At 38.7% G+C, this 20417-nt stretch carries 8 protein-coding genes; 4 read left to right on the plus strand and 4 right to left on the minus strand.

All coding sequences use genetic code 11. The features are described from left to right. Nucleotides 1-44: 44 nt before the first annotated feature. The 3 genes from RMZ43_RS22170 to RMZ43_RS22180 all read left to right on the plus strand — a co-directional run bounded on the left by RMZ43_RS22170 (nucleotide 45) and on the right by RMZ43_RS22180 (nucleotide 5296). A complete protein-coding gene (locus RMZ43_RS22170) occupies nucleotides 45-1028 on the plus strand; it encodes an ABC transporter ATP-binding protein (protein ID WP_322655751.1) in 984 nt (327 codons plus the stop codon). Nucleotides 1029-1424: 396 nt separating this feature from the next. Continuing rightward, nucleotides 1425-2897: an SLBB domain-containing protein gene (locus RMZ43_RS22175; protein ID WP_322646998.1), complete on the plus strand. Its 1473-nt coding sequence runs from the start codon at nucleotides 1425-1427 to the stop codon at nucleotides 2895-2897. A 995-nt stretch (nucleotides 2898-3892) separates the two neighbouring features. Then, a complete protein-coding gene (locus tag RMZ43_RS22180) occupies nucleotides 3893-5296 on the plus strand; it encodes a right-handed parallel beta-helix repeat-containing protein (protein ID WP_322655752.1) in 1404 nt (467 codons plus the stop codon). 635 nt (nucleotides 5297-5931) lie between these two features. On the opposite strand, the gene RMZ43_RS22185 is transcribed toward RMZ43_RS22180, so the two are convergent. The 4 genes from RMZ43_RS22185 to RMZ43_RS22200 all read right to left on the minus strand — a co-directional run bounded on the left by RMZ43_RS22185 (nucleotide 5932) and on the right by RMZ43_RS22200 (nucleotide 13065). After that, a complete protein-coding gene (locus tag RMZ43_RS22185; protein ID WP_322655753.1) occupies nucleotides 5932-8148 on the minus strand; it encodes a GumC family protein in 2217 nt (738 codons plus the stop codon). Nucleotides 8149-8676: 528 nt separating this feature from the next. Next, complete coding sequence (locus RMZ43_RS22190) at nucleotides 8677-9900, minus strand: O-antigen ligase family protein (protein ID WP_322655754.1); 1224 nt, start codon at nucleotides 9898-9900, stop codon at nucleotides 8677-8679. Between the two features lie 160 nt (nucleotides 9901-10060). Beyond that, nucleotides 10061-11158 (minus strand): glycosyltransferase family 4 protein, encoded by a 1098-nt coding sequence (locus tag RMZ43_RS22195; protein WP_322646993.1) that lies wholly within the window; start codon nucleotides 11156-11158, stop codon nucleotides 10061-10063. A 464-nt stretch (nucleotides 11159-11622) separates the two neighbouring features. Then, entirely contained in the window at nucleotides 11623-13065 is a 1443-nt protein-coding gene (locus tag RMZ43_RS22200; protein WP_322646992.1) for a sugar transferase, read from the minus strand. A gap of 1296 nt (nucleotides 13066-14361) precedes the next feature. On the opposite strand from RMZ43_RS22200, the gene RMZ43_RS22205 reads away from it, so the two are divergent. Further along, on the plus strand, nucleotides 14362-20304 hold the full coding sequence (locus tag RMZ43_RS22205; protein ID WP_322655755.1) for a non-ribosomal peptide synthetase: 5943 nt from the start codon (nucleotides 14362-14364) through the stop codon (nucleotides 20302-20304). The last annotated feature ends 113 nt before the right edge of the window (nucleotides 20305-20417 follow it).

A 20417-nucleotide genomic window follows, 5' to 3' on the forward strand; every position in this document is an offset into this window, starting at 1 on the left:
AACTTGTAATTAGTGCCAAGCTGGTAATTAGTAATTGAACTGAGATGAAGTCTGTTGCAGATGACCCTGATTCTCAACTTAATACGACGGATACTCCGCCAGTAGTCCTGACTTCTGAGTTGCGAAAAGTTTATCGCACTGGTTTTTGGCTAAATCAAAAAGTCGTATCTCTCAAAAACTGTTCTTTAACAGTTTATAAAGGTGAAACCTTTGGGTTGCTAGGGCCAAACGGTGCTGGTAAAACCACCCTTTTAAAATTGTTGCTGGGGATTATTCGCCCTAGCTCTGGACGGGGATTATTGTTGGGTAAGCCAATAGGCGATCGCACTATCAAGCAACATATCGGTTATCTGCCGGAAAATCCCTATTTGTATGACTATCTCACTGGCTGGGAATTTTTGCAGCTAGCCGCCGGGCTATTCCAAATTCCCCAAAGTGTCCAACGCAAACGCATTCCTCAACTGCTGGAATTAGTGGGTTTATCCCAAGCCGATGCCCGCAAAAAGTTGCTGCGTCGCTATTCTAAAGGAATGCTACAGCGTGTTGGTATGGCACAAGCGCTAATTAACGAGCCAGATTTGGTTTTTCTCGATGAACCGATGTCTGGTCTTGATCCTGTAGGACGCTACCAAATGCGAGAAATTATCCTGGCGCTAAAAGCTGCTGGAAAGACGATTTTTTTTAACAGTCACGTTCTTAGTGAAGTAGAACAGATTTGCGATCGCATTGCCATCCTCGCTCAAGGTGAATTAATTTGCTCTGGTTCCCTTAATGAACTCTTAGGCAGAAACAACACATATCATGTCAAAGGTCAAGGTGGTGACTGGGAAATTCTTCAAAAATGGATACCCACTCTCAGATTTGAACCTGATGGTTCCTGGCAAGGTACACTACAAGACGATTATTATGATTTTCTCGCCAGTCTTCGTCTTATGGAGGGTAAAATTATTGCCATGAATTTGTCGCGTTACTCCCTAGAAGAGTTTTTTATTCAACAAATCCAAAGAAAAAATGACTTACTGAATTAGTGTTCCTAACTTATTGCCAAATAGAAACTTTTGGGTTAATTTGAAGAGCAAAAGTAAACTTTATGCCTTTTTGAGTTCATAGTTTAAATATCATAAAATTGACTTTGACAAGAAAATTTTATTTGTCACTGCCTTGTTGATTAACAGATAATTTATTGTATAAACTGGGGTGATTTGCATAAATCCCTAATATTTTTTTATAATTCCTATATTCAAGTTGGCTTAACTTTAAATTAGCTTCACTAAAAATTCAAATTCAATAAACAAATTTCCTCCGGAAAATGACACTTTTCGAGGAAAATAAGAGTGTCGGGGAACTTGAATACTTAGGTATAGTTCAAATAAAAATGTTTAGACAGTACATTATTGATTGTAGTTTCAGAGTCTCAGGTAAATATGCTTAATACAAGTTTGTTTAAATTCCTAACTCAGCCAGTTGTGGGTGTGGCTTTGTTAACTGCTGTCAATGCCGTCGTGCCATTTGCCAGTTTAGCTCAGGGACAACCATTACCATCAACAACACCAACGCCAACAACACCAACACAATTAGATACTAATTATTCATTAGGAGGCGGCGATCGCATCCGTGTAAATGTATTTGAAGTCCCTGAATATACAGGTGAGTATCAAATTCCCCCAGGTGGAGCCATCAACCTACCTTTAATTGGCAGTGTGCCAGTCCTCGGTCTAACAGCTGAACAGGCTGCTGACGAAATTTCTAGAAGATATGCTCGCTTCCTCAAACGCCCTTTGATTTCAGTCAATTTGTTATCGCCTCGTCCCATCAATGTTTTCGTTGCTGGAGAGGTGACACGTCCAGGAGCTTATACTCTCAGCTTGAGCGGCGGCGCGGGAGACAATCCAGGTGTACAATATCCCACTGTATTAGCCGCATTAACAACAGCACAGGGGGTAACCTTGGCTGCGGATGTAACTCAAGTTCAATTACGGCGTAAAGTAGGACGTTCTTCAGAGCAAACTGCCACCATCAATTTGAAAGAATTCATCCAAACCGGCAGGTTATCACAGGATATTACCTTGCGGGATGGAGACACTATAGTTGTGCCAACTGCAACCAACTTCAATGTGGCAGAATCTCGCAATATATTTGCATCCAACTTTGCCGCTAGCCAAACCACACCTCGCACGGTAACAATTATTGGTGAAGTTAACCGTCCCGGTTCGTATCTTGTCACCCCAGCCAGCACAGATCCACAAGGAGGGGGCGCAACCGCTAATAGTGGTACTACCACTCCCAATGGTTTACCAAATGTGACGCGGGTAATTCAACTAGCTGGGGGAATTACAGCACAGGCTGATATTCGTAATCTGAAGCTACGCCGACCAACAAGAACCGGCTCAGAACAAGCTATAGATATCAATCTTTGGCAATTATTGCAGAGTGGTGACGCCAATCAAGATATCATCGTGCAAGACGGAGATACAATAGTTATTCCGACGGCAACTGAAATTAACCCCGCAGAAGCCACTCAATTAGCTACAACTACTTTGTCTCCTACACGCATTCAAGTTGGTGTGGTAGGTGAAGTTAAAAAACCAGGGTTAACAGACGTTCAGCCGAATAGTTCCTTAAATCAAGCGATACTCGCTGCTGGAGGATTTAATGATGCCAGAGCTAGTAGTAAAGCTGTTGATTTGATTCGCCTCAACCCTAATGGTTCTGTGACTAAACGTATAGTAAAAGTGGATTTCTCGGCTGGGATTAATGAGCAAACTAATCCCATACTCCGCAATAATGACGTTGTAGTAGTTAATCGATCTGGTTCAGCTAAAACTGGCGATACCATAGGCACTGTAACTGGGCCTCTAGGTGTTATCTTTAGTCTTCTGAACTTGTTCGGACTCTAGTTAAGATACAGATGTGAATTGGGGACGTTGGTCAAATCTCTCCGTCTCCAAAATTGTACTGAATAATTAAACGGTTGTACTAAGCGGATTCACCTATATTTTAAGGGCTGGAGCCGTTTAGTAACAGCAGATTAAATTAACTTTACATTACGTAATATAGTTTTATTTCTTCTTGCTCACTTACTTAAATGATGCGTTTAAATATGATGCACAAAACTGTACTCTTACAGAGAAGCAAGCTATGCAACGCGTCTCTTATTCCAAAGAAAAACTTCTAGGTTAGAGAATAGCTGTTCTCCTACTCTTATGCGACAAGCTCGCAGCCTCAGCTACAGGATAATACTAAGGTACAGAACTGCCTTGCATAGAGCGATCGCTTCCTCAAAAATTGTATTTTCTATCTCAATTTTAATATCTTTTTAGATAGTATTAGCCACTTGAAAGTACTGTATACCTAAAGTTTTCACTGAAAATTCTTAATCTGCTATTGATAGGCTTTTTCAAGCTTTGTTTTACTTACTCTGACATTTTTGATAATGATAATCATTAAAAGGTATTGTTCCTCTAAATCTACTCTGTAAAAGGATTTCACCTATTTCTTCATTATCATTATGATAAGAATTATTTAAGTAAATTAACTGATTTATAACAGATATACTATCTTAACCACAGATATCGCGTATACACAGTACAATGATGTCGAATTGGAAATGACGCCATTTGTACAGTTGCTTGGTGTCCATTAATGTAATAGCTCTGGATACTGAATCATTTTCCTTCAGTACTTTTACTATATAATTACTATTTTTTGGAAGACAAGCTAAAAAGGCTTTTCAGGCATATCTACGTGGGAATTCTCAGGTTGAAACCTGATAAAGGGTGTATAAACTTACAAATGGCAATTCACGACTGTATCCAATACTGAGTTACTGACTAAGGCTAGAACTACTGACCGTTGACGAATCAGTTTTTGCAACATACCCTATTTTTTCCCTATGATGATTCATGGTTTAGGTTTTCTCAGTTTGAGCGCATCTCTTGTACTTCCCTGGGCATTAACAGGTCTAGTTCAAGGCCAGAAAATAACAGAGTCTTTTGTTAAAGATGTTCGTCAGTTATCCACTGATCAAGAAATGCCACTACCAAGCCGCAAACTGATCAGTTATATTTCATATGGGACAACATACTATGTTAGTGGTAAAGGAAACGATAGAAATAGCGGACGCACTACCTCATCTGCCTTTAGGACAATTCAAAGAGCAGCAGACCTGACTAACCCTGGCGACACAGTACTTATTATGGACGGGGTATACAAGAATGCATATCCAACTGGATCGGTAATAGATATTAAACGCTCTGGAAGGGCAAATGCATGGATTACGTATAAAGCATACCCTGGACAGCGACCGAAACTTCAGCACAATGGATGGCATGGAATTTCGATTAACGATGGAGCATCATATATTGAAGTTAACGGGCTTGAGGTTGAAGGGAACAATCGCAAAATGTCCCGTAGTTATGCGCTGAGTCAGAAGTATAACCAATCAAACCCCCTGACCAATGGAAATTGCATCAGCATAGAGGGAGGACAAGGTGGTCGTTCCCACCATATACGTATTCTCAACAACAAGGTACATGATTGTGGAGGCGGAGGCATTTCAGCTATTCAAGCAGACTATCTAACAATAGATAATAACGAGGTATTTAATAATGCCTGGTACTCAGTTCACGGGTGTAGTGGGATTTCGCTGCTCAACAATTGGAATTCTGACAACAACCGAAACTATAAAATGTTTGTGACCAGAAACAAGGTCTACAACAATCAAATGTTGGTTCCCTGGATTTGGAATGGGAAGATCCAAGATGGTAATGGTATTATTATTGATCGTGGAATGAATAAGCAAAAAGGATCAACAATAAGTGCGTATCGAGGACGTACTTTGATTGCCAGCAACATCTCATATAAAAATGGTGGTGGTGGCATTCATACATTTCAAAGTGAGAATATCGATATTGTCTACAACACTAGTTATCTGAATAACCAAAGTCGGGAAGTTGAATACGGGCAAATCTCGGTTAATTACTCAAATAATATCAATGTTTTCAATAACATCCTTTATTCTGAGCGTGGAAAACGGATAAATCTAAGAAATGGTGGTGACAACGTTAGGTTTGACTACAACCTCAACGCCAATAGTTCCTTGATACCTGCTTCTGGCTATAATGATATGATTGCAGATCCACAGTTTATGAATCCCTACAGTGGTGATTTTAGGCTTAAGTCTACGAGTCCGGCAATCAATAGTGGTATGAAGTTCAATAGTGTAACAACTGATTTTTTAGGCGACCCTCGTGTGAAAGGTTCACGATCTGATAGAGGGGCATACGAAATGCGGTAGTAGTTAAGAGTATGGAATTGGGTTGTATGGCAAAATCCTAATTTATCCAGCCTTTTTGTCTACAACCCTTTTTGTAACACACATACTATTGGCTCATTTATTAGAAACTAAGAAAAATTGTGGTAAAAAATAAGGCTTTTAGCGTTTGCGAAGATAGTTAATACTGTATCAAGCTACGTTAATGCATAGGTAATTGCTGGCTAAATATAGCTGTTACTTTAACAGCAATACATTTTCTATATTCAATCCCAGAGCAAAACTAGATTGCTGATTTCTCCTAACTCTAATAAAAATAAAATGGGCGAGATGTAAGTTTTAACCTACATTCCGCATATTAAACTCACTATTCTAAATATTAAAGAAGAGGAAAAGGGGCAGTTATTCCTGGAGACAGAGCCCCATACATAAATGCAGGGGCTTGAAATAAGGACGCATTATTTTTTGCGTATTGCGTTTCAAAATAAATATTTTTAATTTTTGGCACAACTGTATTTGCTCTGAAACCCTTGTGGCAGGGTAATTTCAATATTTTTCTCCCAGCAAGAAATGCTCCTTGCTCCCCTGCCTCTTCAGCCACATGAATTAGGATTGTGGTTTATTAATAGTATTGGAGTAGTTCCTAACCTTTGAAAATTTTATTTTTTCGCAAGTCTTTGAAACTCCTTTGCCAACTTCGTTGGTTTAAAATATTCATGATCGTGATATAAATAACTACTAGATTCATTTTTATCAATGATTCCATTCACGACTAAGCCTAATACGTTATAATTGGATCTTTCTAACATCTCTTGAGCAGCGTTAGCACTGTTAGAATCAATTACCCCAGGTCGAGCTACTAACAAAATCCCGTCAGTCATTTGGCTTAAAGTCAAAGCATCGGCTGCCAAAAGCAGAGGAGGAGCATCAATAATTACAAAATCATAGTTATGTTGAGATGAAAAATTTTCAATTAATGATGCCATCCGTTTCGAGTCAAGCAAAGCCAGTGGGTTGGGAGGTCTAACCCCAGCAGTTAAGACATCAAGATTATCCATTACCTTAGATACAGTAACGTCAAATTCAGCCTGGCCTACAAGAACCTCACTCAAACCAACTGCATTGGTTAGCTGCCAAAGATGATGCTGAGAAGGAATTCGCATATCTGCATCAATTAGTAAAACTTTACGCCCTAGTTGAGCGATCGCTGCTGCCAAATTAGCTGAAACTGTAGACTTGCCTTCTTTAGGAACTGCGCTAGTTACCACGATAGTTTTGAGCACTTTATCTGAACTCAGGAATTTCAGATTGGCTTGAATCATTCGGTACATTTCGCTAGTTAAAGAGTAAGGCGTATCTCTGACAGCAATTTTTGGTTCTACATTTGAATCACGACGAAGCTTTTTAACAGATAAAGGAATAATTCCTAGCAACGTATATCTAAATACATCTCTGACTTCCTTAAGTGTTTTCAATGATCTATCTCTCATGCTTAGGAAGAGAACAGTTGTAGTAGCCAAGAATAAACCAAACATCACTCCTAGCAATAAAACGATAATTTTTTTGCCTATTGCTGGCTTACTTGGCACTGAAGCCGGAGTAATAATCCGCGAACTAGGTGTATTTGTATTCTCAACTAACTGTAATTCTTGTACCTTTTTCAAAAGAGTTTGATATGTAGATTCTGCAACTTCAACTTTCCGTTCTAACTCTCGCTGATTTTGTGCTAACTGAGGTATAATTTTCACTCGTTGCTCGTAGGCAGAACGGGAATTAGACAGAGATGAGAGTCTTTTAGCTAAACCAAAGCGCTGTACTTCTGACTGTAGAAAACTTTGGATCAAGTTTTGTCTGAGTTCTCCAATCTGCAATAGTCTCTGCGGAATTTGTGTTTGATTACCAACAGTCTGACCAACTTGCTGTTGCAGGAGTGATTTTAAGCTAGCTTTCTTTGCTTCTAAGTTAACAACTACAGGGTTGTCATCTAAAAAACGGCTACGCTCTATCGCTAGCTGTCGGTCAGTATCTTGAAGTTGTGTAAGAACTCCCTGTACTGCGGGTGACTGACTGAGGGCACTCACTGCGATCGCTTCCTGAGAATTTAGCTCTACTTTCTGGCGCAGTGCATTGGTTTGAGCGTTTACCTCATCCAGTTGAGCCTTAACAGTATTCATCTCATTATCTAGATTTCCAATAGTTGCAACGGCTGACTTTGTCTCCTCTGATAAATCAGCTATCTGATACTTCTGTTTAAATATACGTAACGCTACTTCTGCATTATTAACAGCCTCTTGAGTTTTAGGAAGCTGCTTGGCCATAAATTGACGAGTTGCTGCTGCTTCAGAGCGATTTGTCAAAATATCATTTTCTAAATAAAGATTCATGATTGTGTTGACTACTGCCGCTGATTGTTCAGGGTCATGGCTAGTGTAGCTAATTCGCAATACATCAGTGCCGTTAACTATTTTCATGATTACGGCTTTCCGTAGTTTCTCTACCTCTATGGGTTTACCTTCGTCGTCTTTAAGCCCTAGTTTGTCTATTGTTCGCTCCAATATACTAGGTGAAGAAATCACCTCTATTTGAGTGTTTATAGGATTTTGAGTTGCTAGGAGGGATTTTAAATCTCCTGGATCTCCTCCTTCATTGTTAGTAGGAAAAAGATTAGAGCCTACTACTTTATAAGAAGGAATTCTAAATAACAGTTTTCCTTCGGCTTCATAGGATGGCCTCATAAATTGGGTAGCTATAGCACTGAGCGTAACTGTAGCTGCAAATATCGCAGTAGCAGGTAGCCACCATCGTTTTAATATCAATAAGTAACGACTAAGGTCTAAATCGATAGATTCTCTAGATTCCATAGATTTTTTTGACATAAATCTTCAAAAGTACAGGTTTTAAGCAAGAAACTAAAAATTGTCTTACTTAGATAGAGAATGCACAAACCACTGCAACTGACAAGACTGATGCGATTTGACAATATGACAATAGTATAAACTATATTAAGTTACAAATTTAATTCCTTCCGAAATTTAAAGTAACTACTAGCTTTGCAAAATTTTATCATCAGCCTCTAACAGTTTTGGAGCTTGATATTGCCACTCAAGGATCTTCTCTATTCTGCGTTGTCCTTCGGCTTCTATCTCAGAAGATAATCAATTTTCTCTTCAGCCATGATAGTTTCTCATAACCAGAGATACCACTTTGTAGGAGGAAGCAAGAACTTAATGTGATAATCTTGAGACTATTAGTTCGACATATTAGCTGTAATTTTTGAATACTTGGTCTATCGTTTAATTAATATATCAGCGAAAGAATCACAAATTAAGGTTTGATTTATTTTACCAGCTTCAAAAGACCACCTAGCTTTTTATTGAGTTCCAGCAAGCCTATTGATTTTCTTTTTATAAATTTGTGCGTGTAGAAAGTTTGCTTGATAATATTGCTGATACATAAAGTATCCATTCAAGGCTATTTTGGTCTAGTAATGTAGTTTCAGTTAGATTTGAAAGAATAATATAGGTAAGATAAACTAAAAGCCATAAATTTTCAGATGTTTGATTCCATCGGATTAAATATATTCCTCTTAAGAAATTAATAACTAACCCAATTAGAAAAATTAAAACTCCTAATAAACCCAACCCTAACCAGAGATCCAAAAAACCATTGTGAGCATTAGGAGCACTCCATTCTACGGTTTGTACAATAATAGAAGCTTCACCCTTCTCTCCCCAGAATGCTCCATAGCCATATCCCAACCACGGTTTTTTGGCAATCATCTGCAACACAGCAGGCCATAATTCTGCACGTCCAGTGAGTGTTGTGTCCTTACCTACTGATCCTAAAATTGTATCAGCATTTGATATAAACCATGTATACAAAGCTATACCAAATGTTGACATAAAAGTTACAATAGGTATCATTACTTTATACTTTAAGTTTAAAATTCGATAATATATAAGAAAAGCACCTGTAATGATTATAAAATTACCTAAAGATGTTGTTGATTTTGATAATAATACAAGTAATCCAGAAATAATATAGCCAAACCATAAAAGCAAGCGATTTTCTTTAGAAGTCATGGCAAGAAAGAAAAATACTGCTCCACTAAGTACAAATCTCTTGCCAAGAACATTCTTAGTTGGAAATATTCCTCGCCAAGTATTTCCATCAATACCGCCTGAGAAACCATATTTTGGTATCAATATAGCAAATACAAAACACATTACTGCTGTGATGCCAAGCATGTATGCATATAACTTCAGTTGCTGGTTTATGGTGTAACGTGAAGCTAAATAAAGTCCAAAAAGACTTGTTCCTACCACAGCAATAGCGCGACGAAAAGTAGTGTCTGGATCTAAAGACCAAAAACTAGAAAGTGCACAAAGTCCAACCAAGAGCCAAATGAATTTATCTCTGCTAAAAACGTAAGTAACCTTCTTCCAACGTAGAGTAATCAAAAAAATACTAAATATATATGTAAAAGTAAAAAGAAGTCGAAATATAACTCGATCGCCCTGCTTTATAGTATAGCCATCCGTTAGAAAAGCATCTAGTGGAGTTCCTGAGTAGATCATCAAGCAAGCGAATGTAAGTATTTGTTCAGCAGAGATTAAAAATTTTCTCATTTTTTATGATATGTATCATCATCCATATATATAGAAAATATATTAAGTAAGCCAGACATTACTGGTTGCTAGTATCAGTTGATTTTGGCAAATACTTTGTTTCTTAAATTTCTATTTATTAATTATGTTCGTTAAATGCCATGTAATGATTACAACGCTTTTAATTTCTCGTTTTTATGGTTTTTTCATAAACTTCCACAGTTTGAGCCGCAATATTTGACCAATTTAAATCTTCCTGGCAGCGAGCTAGTGCGGCAGTTTGCATACGTTGTTGTAAGTCGCGATCGCTCAATAAACAAATTATGGCATCAGCTAAGGATCGAATATCACAGGGAGGAACTAACAACCCATCTTTTTTATGCTGAACTATCTCACTTAATCCCCCTACCTCAGAGGCTATAACAGGTGTTCCCATTCCATAAGATAAGGTTGCTACTCCACTTTGAGAAGCTTCTATGTATGGCAGAACTGTTACTGTGCTTCGTTGAAATAGATTACTTACTTCTTCAAGGGGTATAAAGTCATTGATAATCTCGTAGCGTTTATCATTATGGCCATCAGGTAAATATTGTTTAATGCTTTCTCCTTGTCCAGCAATAATCAGTTTTACTTCAGGTACACGTTCAGCAATTAAAGGCATAGCTTCAAGCAAATATTTTAATCCTTTATAGGGCCAGATGCGTCCAAAAAATAGTAATGTATTTGGCTCGCGAGGCTGACTCTTGAGATTACTCCGACGTTGATACAAACTACCAAGTTCCCCATGCGGTATAATATTAACTTGCTCTTTAGGTAAATTGAATTGTTCAATTAAAATCTTTTTTAGTTGATGAGTATGGACAATCAATTGTTGGGAACGGTAGAAAGCAATACGCTTGGTATACTCTGAACCGAACACAGACATACTATCACCTGGGTGACGGAATATATCGTGGATAGTTGTCACCAATGGTGGCATCTTGTTGAGTAACAAAGTCCAATCGTACCAAGGATCGTTAGTTTCTTGGACATGTAAAACATCTGGCTGTATGTCCTTGATTATATGCATCATAGCGCCCATAGATAATAGGTTACGCAGGTCACGAATCCGTGGTTTTTTAAAGCTAATGACGCGGATACTTGGATCAATAACATTGATACAGGCATCTGAGACTTTTTCTGGATGAATTAGCGTTAAATCAACGTATTTAACCAGGCTATTTGCTAATTCGATAGTATAGTCTTCAAAGCAAAAATGTAATAACGCAACTTTAATCATAATTAATATTATAATATCAGCTATAACTATTTATTCAAGAAATTTATTTGGATGCTTTCCTAATAGGATTTTATCTTAAAATTTTTTGACTCTCTTAAAAGTTTTATCTACAAAAAACGAAACCCACTGAACGCCCTAATATTTAGATAAATCACAAATAAACAGGAATCAATAGTAGCGAATATAAAGTACAAAATAATTTAATTTTTTCCAATAATTGCAAATATAAGTAGCATTAGTAACTGATACTGCGAAGCTAATGACAATCCTCTCAGTATTCCTAATGTATTGGTAATAATCATTACTTACGAAGTATTTTTATACCATTCTTAAATTACTAATTAACCTTAATTCAATGACTTTATTTAATGTGTGAAAAACAGAGTGCTACTGGAGACAGCAATAATTATAATACATTATATTGATACAATTATTGCTGTCTGCTATTATTTTCTATTTTTGACTCAGTAGGCACCTTCTTTTTTCAAAACTACCATAACTGTTTTGAGGAGAATTTCAAAGTCTAACCGAAGCGACCAATTTTCAATGTAATTAAGGTCAAGATGTATCACTTGTTCAAAGTCTAAAATGTCTGAGCGACCTGAGACTTGCCAAAGACCTGTAATTCCAGGTAAAACTTCATGGCGAATAAAATGATGTTCAGAAAACTTATCTACATCTCTAATAGGTAAAGGACGAGGCCCTACTATACTCATTTCTCCAAGGATAACGTTAAAAAGTTGGGGTAATTCGTCTAAGCTATAACGTCGAAGGAACTTTCCAACACGGGTAATGCGAGGATCATCTTTAATTTTAAAGATAATTCCATCTTTCGTTTCATTTAATGCTTCTAATTCTTTTTGGAATTTTTCTGCATCAGACCTCATAGTTCTGAATTTCCATACTTTAAACTGTTGCCCATGTAAACCTATACGGGTTTGTTTGTAAAATACTGTGCCGGGAGAGTCCAGTTTGATAGCTATAGCTATAGCTATATAAATAGGAAATGATAACATGACAAATAAAGTCGCAAAGCAAAAATCACAAGTACGCTTTATCCAAAAATCTTTCCCTGTAATTATTGGACAATCCAAACTTAAACAAGGCATTCCCCCTATTTTATTAAATTCTATGTTTTTATAAATTGGTTTTAATTCCATCGGCAAAATATGCACTTGAATGCCAGATGCTTGAAATAACCAGCATAAAAACATTCTATTTTTGAGAGCATCCCAAGATATAAAAACTTCTGTTACACCTAATTCATTAAGTTGCTTCAATGTTTTTTGACGTTGATATCTATCTAGTGAATTAGCTTTAGCAGTTCCAGATACAATGTAATGTTTTTCTTTTTTTATAAAGTTAGCTATCACTTCATGGTCTTGAGAATCGCAAATAATGAAGACAGAAGAACGAACTATTTTCTTCTGTTTCCGCAGATATTCAAGCGTAAGATTTATCGCATATCTACCTGTACAAACAAACAATATACTTAGCAACCAAGATAACAATATTAATCTTGGGCGTGTAATATCAATGACTGGCTGATATAAAAGGCAAACTAGGAGAATTAACCCATGAGCAAAAGTTAACGATTTTACAATATTGAAATAGTCATAGCGTTTTTGACCTTCTCGATAAATACCCTCGATAGCTAATGAGCCTATTTGAATAGCAATAGTTATTATAATCGGCAAATAATGACTCTGTATATACGAAGTAAAATGCCCATAAGAGGATTGATATCCAGCTATAACCCAAGCCAAGGATAAAAGAGTATAGTCTACTAAAAACAATGTTGTTAATCTCAACCACCATGAACCCTTGCGTACCCTGGCAAATGAAGATGCACGTAAATCTAAAGGCACTTCATTGAATTTACTTGTTGTAATGCTTTGATTACTCATAGTTATAAAGACTTGATGTAATTAAAATTTGATGGAAGCTAACGTTGCGGGGAATTTTATATTTTTTTCAAAGAAACCTGGATTTTATAGCCTACTAATTAACCATTTTCTTTGCACTAATTTTAAATTTAAGTTCTTGATCATAAAGTATCTTCCAGGGTCGTTGAGCGCAGTTACTACCTAGATACTTAGCTTTTATTGCAGGGTATAATCCTGTTTAGCCTGGAAATTTTGAGCTTTAGATGCCAAAACAAAGATTTTTTGGTGAATGTTAACTTAACAGCAGAATCAAGATTCCTGGCGTAAATAATAAATAGGTCAGGTAATCAAGTAGCTGAAGATAAAAAAATATTAGGAAGGATTTTAAGGTGCGTAAGAGTTGAACTGAGTTACTGAACTGAGTTACTACAGTTCAATTGCAGATTTTCGCTTTTATTCAGGCAATGATATACCTTCGTAAATTACTGTAGCATGTTGAGCTAGACTAATTCAGCTTTGCTTACTAAGTTGTCTGTTTCTTTACGCATAATTACTGATTAATAAAACTTACACACACAAGATATAACAAAATGCATCAAAAATTTGATTATCGTTACAAAACTTTACATAATTTCTTGTCGTGGTTAAGCTTAAGTAAGTTTTATGGGCATCTCTCGAGAATTGGTCATAAAGTAATATCAACAGTGGTTGATATCTGTTGAGTCTTGTCATATCTGCATTATAGACATTTTTACTTACTCACAGAGAATCAATTCTTTGGCTTTACAGTATTTTTACATTTGAATAAACACAATGAAGATTGGGTAATAATTGTTTTTTATTTCAGCAAATTGTTGTAGAAAAAGATAAAGTCTTTTCAGTCATTGTATTTGAACCATATTGAGAGTTATACAAAAAAGCATTTATTGAAGTAAACAAAAATATTGAAATTAAATGCTTATTTTAACTGTACCTCAATAATGTAATCAGATATTTTTTAAAAATTAAATGCATTTTAAAATTTAATTATTAATAAAGCTTTGGTAAAGTTTTTGCATTTATTGGCATTTATAGTATTCAATAAAAATTGATTAGTGAGAGTTTTAAATATCAATTATGTTTGAAGATGCATATAATTAGCCTGGATACTGCCAAAGAGAAGCATTTCGCGCACCAGACTGCCCTTAAGTCAGGCTAGGCTTCTATCCTGAGGGCATTTATTAATGTGCAGTTTGGCAGAAAATTTTGTATAAAAACATTTACAATAAATAATAAATTAAAAGAATCGCATTTGTTGATGGAGTTGATATATAAAAAATGCAGAGAAATAGCCAGACTCCAGAGTATAAGCAAAATATTCCTTTAAATACCTTAACTCACATCATCGATACTCAAGTTATAGAGGCATGTAATAACACTCAAGTAGTTAATTACGAACTGTGCATCCATCAGATGTTTGAGATGCAAGTAGAGCGATCGCCTCAAGCGATCGCTCTAGTATTTGAAGATACACAACTTACTTATCAACAGTTAAATAAGCGGGCGAATCAATTAGCGCACTACCTACGTACTTTGGGAGTTGGGCCTGAAGTACTTGTGGGAATTTGCATGGAGCGCTCCTTGGAGATGATCGTAGGAATACTGGCTATTCTCAAAGCTGGAGGCGCTTATGTACCTTTAGATCCGGCATATCCTCCAGAGCGTTTAGCCTTTATTTTGTCAGATACCCAGGCATCAGTGTTGTTAACGCAAGAAAAATTGGTTAAGAACTTACCAGCGCATCAGGCGCAAGTGGTTTGTCTAGACTCAAACTGGCAAGGTAACATCCAAAACAGTCAAGAAAATCCTGTAAATCAAACGACGGCTGATAACCTAATCTATGTAATTTACACATCTGGTTCTACAGGACAGCCCAAAGGTGTAATGATCCCTCATCGTGGTATCTGCAATCAACTATACTGGCGGCAAACAACCTTTAGATTAACTCAAGCAGATAAAGTTTTACTGACTATTTCTTTTAGCTTCGACCCCTCAGTGTGGCAAATATTCTGGCCATTGTGCTTTGGGGGGCAATTGATCTTGGCTCGTCCTGGTGGACAGCAAGATACTACTTACCTGGTAAAGCTGATTATTGAGCAGCAAATTACTGTCTTGGCCTTAGTACCTTCTATACTGCGTGTCTTACTGGAAGAGAAGGGAATTGAGAATTGCCGATTTCTTAAGCATATTACCTGCGGTGGTGAAGCTTTACCTAGCGAACTAATAGAACGCTTCTTTGCCCAACTGAATTTGGATAATGTTTTCCATAATTGCTATGGCCCGACAGAAGCTTCCATTGATGCCACTTTCTGGACTTGTCAGCGCGGCAATAATTATAATACCATTGCTCCCATTGGTCGCCCCATTGCTAATGCAGAGATTTACATCCTTGATGAAAATTTGCAGCCTGTGCCTGTTGGTGAATCAGGTGAACTGCACATTGGCGGGATTGGTTTAGCGCGAGGCTATCTGAACCGTCCCGAATTAACCACAGAGAAATTCATTTTCAACCCTTTTAGCTCTGAAGCTGGGGCACGTCTTTACAAAACTGGGGATTTAGCACGTTTTCTACCAGACGGTAATATCGAGTTCCTTGGTCGTGTTGACTACCAAGTGAAAATTCGTGGCTTCCGAATTGAATTGGGAGAAATAGAAGCGGCATTAGGTCAACATCCGGCACTGACACAGACTCTAGTCATAGCTAGAGAGGATGTTCCTGGTGACAAACAGCTCGTAGCGTATATTGTTGGCAACCCAGAGCAAATTCCTAGTCAAGTTGAATTGCGTTACTTTTTGCAAGGTCGGTTGCCTGAATATATGGTGCCTGCCTCATTTGTATTTTTGGACAACCTACCATTAAACCCCAACGGCAAAATAGACCGCCGCGCTTTACCTGCACCGCATATATCTGACCTTGGTCTATCAACTAACTTTGTCCCACCCCAAAATGCTACAGAAGAAGTCTTGGCTAGCATTTGGGAAAAAGTTTTGCGTTTGGAACAAGTAGGCATTCACGACAATTTTTTTGAATTGGGAGGCCATTCACTGCTGGCGACGCAAGTTATGTCTGGGGTTCGCCAAGCCTTTCAGATAGAAATGCCGTTGCAAATCCTATTTGAGAATCCAACGATCGCTAGTTTAGCTCAAGCGATAGCTCAAACCCAGACTCAAGAAAATGATCCTCAAAACCAGACTATTCCCCTAATAGCCAACCGGGAGTCAGTCCCTTTATCCTTTGCCCAGCAGCGAGTGTGGTTTTTGGAGCAGTTGGAACCTAACAGCCCAGCTTATATCATCTCCAATGCACTGCGCTTAACGGGCGAGTTCAACACGAGTATATTGCAACAGGCACTAAATGCGATCGTCATCCATCACGAAGCATTGCGAACAAACTTTATTACATCACCAGATGGTAGCCCCATACAAGTTATTGGCAAGCCTCGACCAGTTGAACTCAAAATAATTAAAGTAACACCAAAGCAGGTACAATCTCTGCTAAATCAAGAGTCGCAACGTCCCTTTAACTTAGAATCTGACTTAATGTTGCGAGCTTGCTTGCTCCAGATAGACGAACAGGAGCAAATACTTTTGTTAGTGATGCACCACATCGCTTCCGATGGCTGGTCAATGGGCATTCTCTGGCAGCAGTTAGCATCCCTTTATGAAGCCTTATTGAGCGGTAAGCCTTCTCCTTTGGCAAAATTACCCATTCAGTACGCCGATTTTGCTGTCTGGCAGCATCAATGGCTATCTGGTGAAGTCCTCTCCAGTCAAATCAACTACTGGAAAACCCAGTTAGCAGGTGCTAATACTGTACTGGAATTGCCTACCGACCGGCCACGGCCACCAGTGCAAACTTACCAGGGGGCGGCTCAATCCCTCGTGCTACCGCAGACTTTGAGTGCATCGCTCATTGAACTCTCGCGTCAGGAAGGTGTCACCCTATTCATGACCTTGCTGGCGGCTTTTGGAACAATCCTGCATCGGTACACTGGGCAAGAAGATATTCTCATCGGTTCTCCCATTGCTGGGCGTAACCGTTCTGAAATTGAAGGGTTGATCGGATTTTTTATTAATACGGTCGTTTTACGGACTGATTTTTCCGGTAATCCTAGTTTTCGTTCAGTGCTGAGTCGAGTTCGCCAGATGGCATTAGGTGCTTATGCCCATCAAGACATGCCCTTCGAGAAATTGGTAGAAGAACTGCAACCAGAGCGAGATACTAGCCGTAACCCACTGTTTCAAGTGTGGTTTAATATGCTCAACTTAAAGGATATCCAACTGGAACTACCTGGGGTGGCTATAGAACCAGTTTCGATGTTAGAAACAGCTTCTAAGTTCGACTTAACTTTGTATGTGACAGAAAAAAATCAGGGAATCCAACTTGATTTAGTCTACAACACTGATCTGTTTACTTCAGAGCGGATGATGGAAATGCTGCATCAATTCCATCATTTGTTGGAGCAAATTGTTGCTGCAACGGAATGCCAGATTAGTTTGTATTCTCTTGTGACACCAAAAGCCAGAACTTTGCTACCAGAACCAAGGGCGGTTTTGCCAGAACCTCGGTACGAATTAGTAACAACAATGTTTACCTCTTGGGTAAATCGCACCCCAGAATATTCGGCACTCTGTCAAGGATCTCGCACTTGGAATTATGGGGAATTGGGCAAAAGCGCTCAAGCTTTAGCGGGGGTGATGTTGTCTCACGGAGTCCAACGGGGAGATGTTGTAGCCGTGTTCGGGACACGAAGCTTTGCACTGATTGCGAGTATGAACGCTGTACTTTTGAGTGGTGGTGTTCTACTTACCCTAGATCCGAAACTTCCTAGCGATCGCCACTTGCTCATGTTAAAGGAAGCTAAAGCTAAATATATCTTATATATAGATAGTCAGCGTTCAGAAGATAAAGAAATATACAAATCTTTAACAATCATTAGTGTAAACCCAGATACAGGAGAAGCGATAAATTCCCCCCAAGACACCAGTAAAGCAATAAACTTACCTGAAATCACTGCCGATGATCCAGCTTATATTTTCTTTACTTCTGGCACCACTGGTATACCCAAGGGAGTGCTGGGATGTCACAAAGGGATGGCGCATTTTCTTAACTGGCAGAGGCAGACATTTGAAATTCGTCAACAAGACCGAGTAGCCCAATTGACAGGTCTTTCCTTTGATGTAGTTCTCAGAGACATCTTCTTACCTTTGACTAGTGGTGCAACCCTGTGTTTGCCAGAGGAAGGGCATAACCTGGAACCAACTAAAATTCTGAATTACTTGGAGCATGAGCAAATTTCTGTGCTGCACACAGTTCCATCGCTGGCGCAATCATGGTTAGCTAATGTGCCGTCAGGAGTCTATCTACGTAACTTACGCTGGTTATTCTTGGCTGGAGAACCTCTCAAGGAGACACTTGTATATCGGTGGCGGGATGCTTTTCCAGAATCAGGTGAAATTGTCAATCTCTATGGGCCAACAGAGACAACTTTGGCGAAGTGTTATTACAAAGTACCTGTTGAGTGTACACCAGGGATACAGCCAGTAGGATTACCGCTTCCTGAAACCCAAGCACTAGTTTTAACACCAAATAACCAACTTTGTGGCATTGGGGAACCAGGCGAGATCGTTATAAGAACGCCATTCCGTACTTTAGGTTACATAAATGCTCAAGATGAAAACCGTTCTCGGTTTGTCAAAAACTTCTTTCGGAATGACGAACGAGATTGGCTTTATTATACAGGCGATCGCGGTTGCTATCGTCCAGATGGCTTTCTAGAAATTCTCGGTCGCCGAGATCATCAAGTTAAAATCCGTGGGATACGCATTGAGCTAGGGGAAATTGAGACGGTATTAGCCCAGCACCCGCATGTACTCCAAACCGTAGTAATTGCCCGTGAAGATGTTCCTGGGGATAAACGTTTAGTAGCTTACATTATCCCGAATCAAGACTGGGCATCTAAAATTAGTGACATACGGAGTTTCCTGTTAACAAAGCTTCCACAGTACATGCTCCCTTCGGCTTTTGTTTTGCTAAATACCATGCCTTTAACCCCCAACGGCAAGGTAGACCGCCGCGCCTTACCAGCACCCGACTCATCAAGGCAAGAGTTAGAAGCCACTTTTGTTGCTCCCCGCAATGAAGTAGAACGCCAGTTAACAGAGATTTGGGAACAAACTTTAGGTGTCCAGCCCATTGGTGTCCAGGATAACTTCTTTGAGCTAGGAGGACACTCGATATTAGCAGTAAAACTGTTTTGGCAAATTGAGAAGAGATTTCATAAAAATCTGCCTCTTGCCATTCTCTTCCAGTCAGGAACTATAGAGGCTTTAGCCCAAATAATCTGTCAAGATGAAACAGCAAACAAAACTTTAGTAAATACCTTAGACGAGTCAAGAACTACTTGGTCATCCTTGGTAGAAATTCAACCCAATGGTTCCAAGCCACCTTTTTTCTGTATTCACGGACTGGGTGGAGAAGTTTTGTGTTTCCGTGAATTGGCACAGCATCTAGGGCCAGACCAACCATTCTACGGACTACAACCACAAGGGTTAGATGGAAAACATCCTTTCCATACACGGGTTGAAGACATGGCAACTCACTACATTCAAGAAATCCAGACCCTTCAGCCCAATGGCCCTTATTTTCTGGGAGGTTATTCTTTTGGAGGTGTAGTTGCTTTCGAGATGGCTCGGCAACTGCGAGAACAAGGCGAACAAGTTGGTATTCTAGTTATGCTTGATAGTTGCCGTCCGGGTTATAGCTGGCGGGCATCATTTTTCAAGCGAGTTTTCTTGCATTTAAATAATATTGTTCAACAAGGGCCAGCCTACCTTTGGCAAAGAGTTGTGAGATGGAGTTATTGGCGCAAGTCTTTGCTCCAAAATACATACGACCGTTACTTAGAAGTGGCACTAGATATACCTGTAAGTGACAAGCACTTAAAGATTATAGATGCTAACACTCAAGCCGTTAGTGAATATACTTTCCCGGTTTACCCTGGCCAAGCTATCCTCTTGCGAACAGAAGATCAAAATCGGGACGAAGCTATAGGCACACAATACGATCCTCAATTCGGCTGGGGCGAAGTAGTTGCTGGAGGATTAGATATTCATTATATTCCCGGATCTCACCTTGACCTACTTAATGAGCCGCATGTACAGGTGTTAGCTGAAACATTGAGAAATTGCTTAATCCAAGCGCAGTCTCCAAAGAATTAATCTGAGAACCCGCTACCTTAGCAAAAGAAATCAACCAATTTTTGATTTTTGATTTTGGATTGAAAGAAACCAAAAGGATACGAGGTTTAAGGATTTTAGATTTTTTCTAGCCT

The sequence above is a fragment of the Nostoc sp. CmiVER01 genome, assembly GCF_034531135.2.
Taxonomy (GTDB): domain Bacteria; phylum Cyanobacteriota; class Cyanobacteriia; order Cyanobacteriales; family Nostocaceae; genus Nostoc.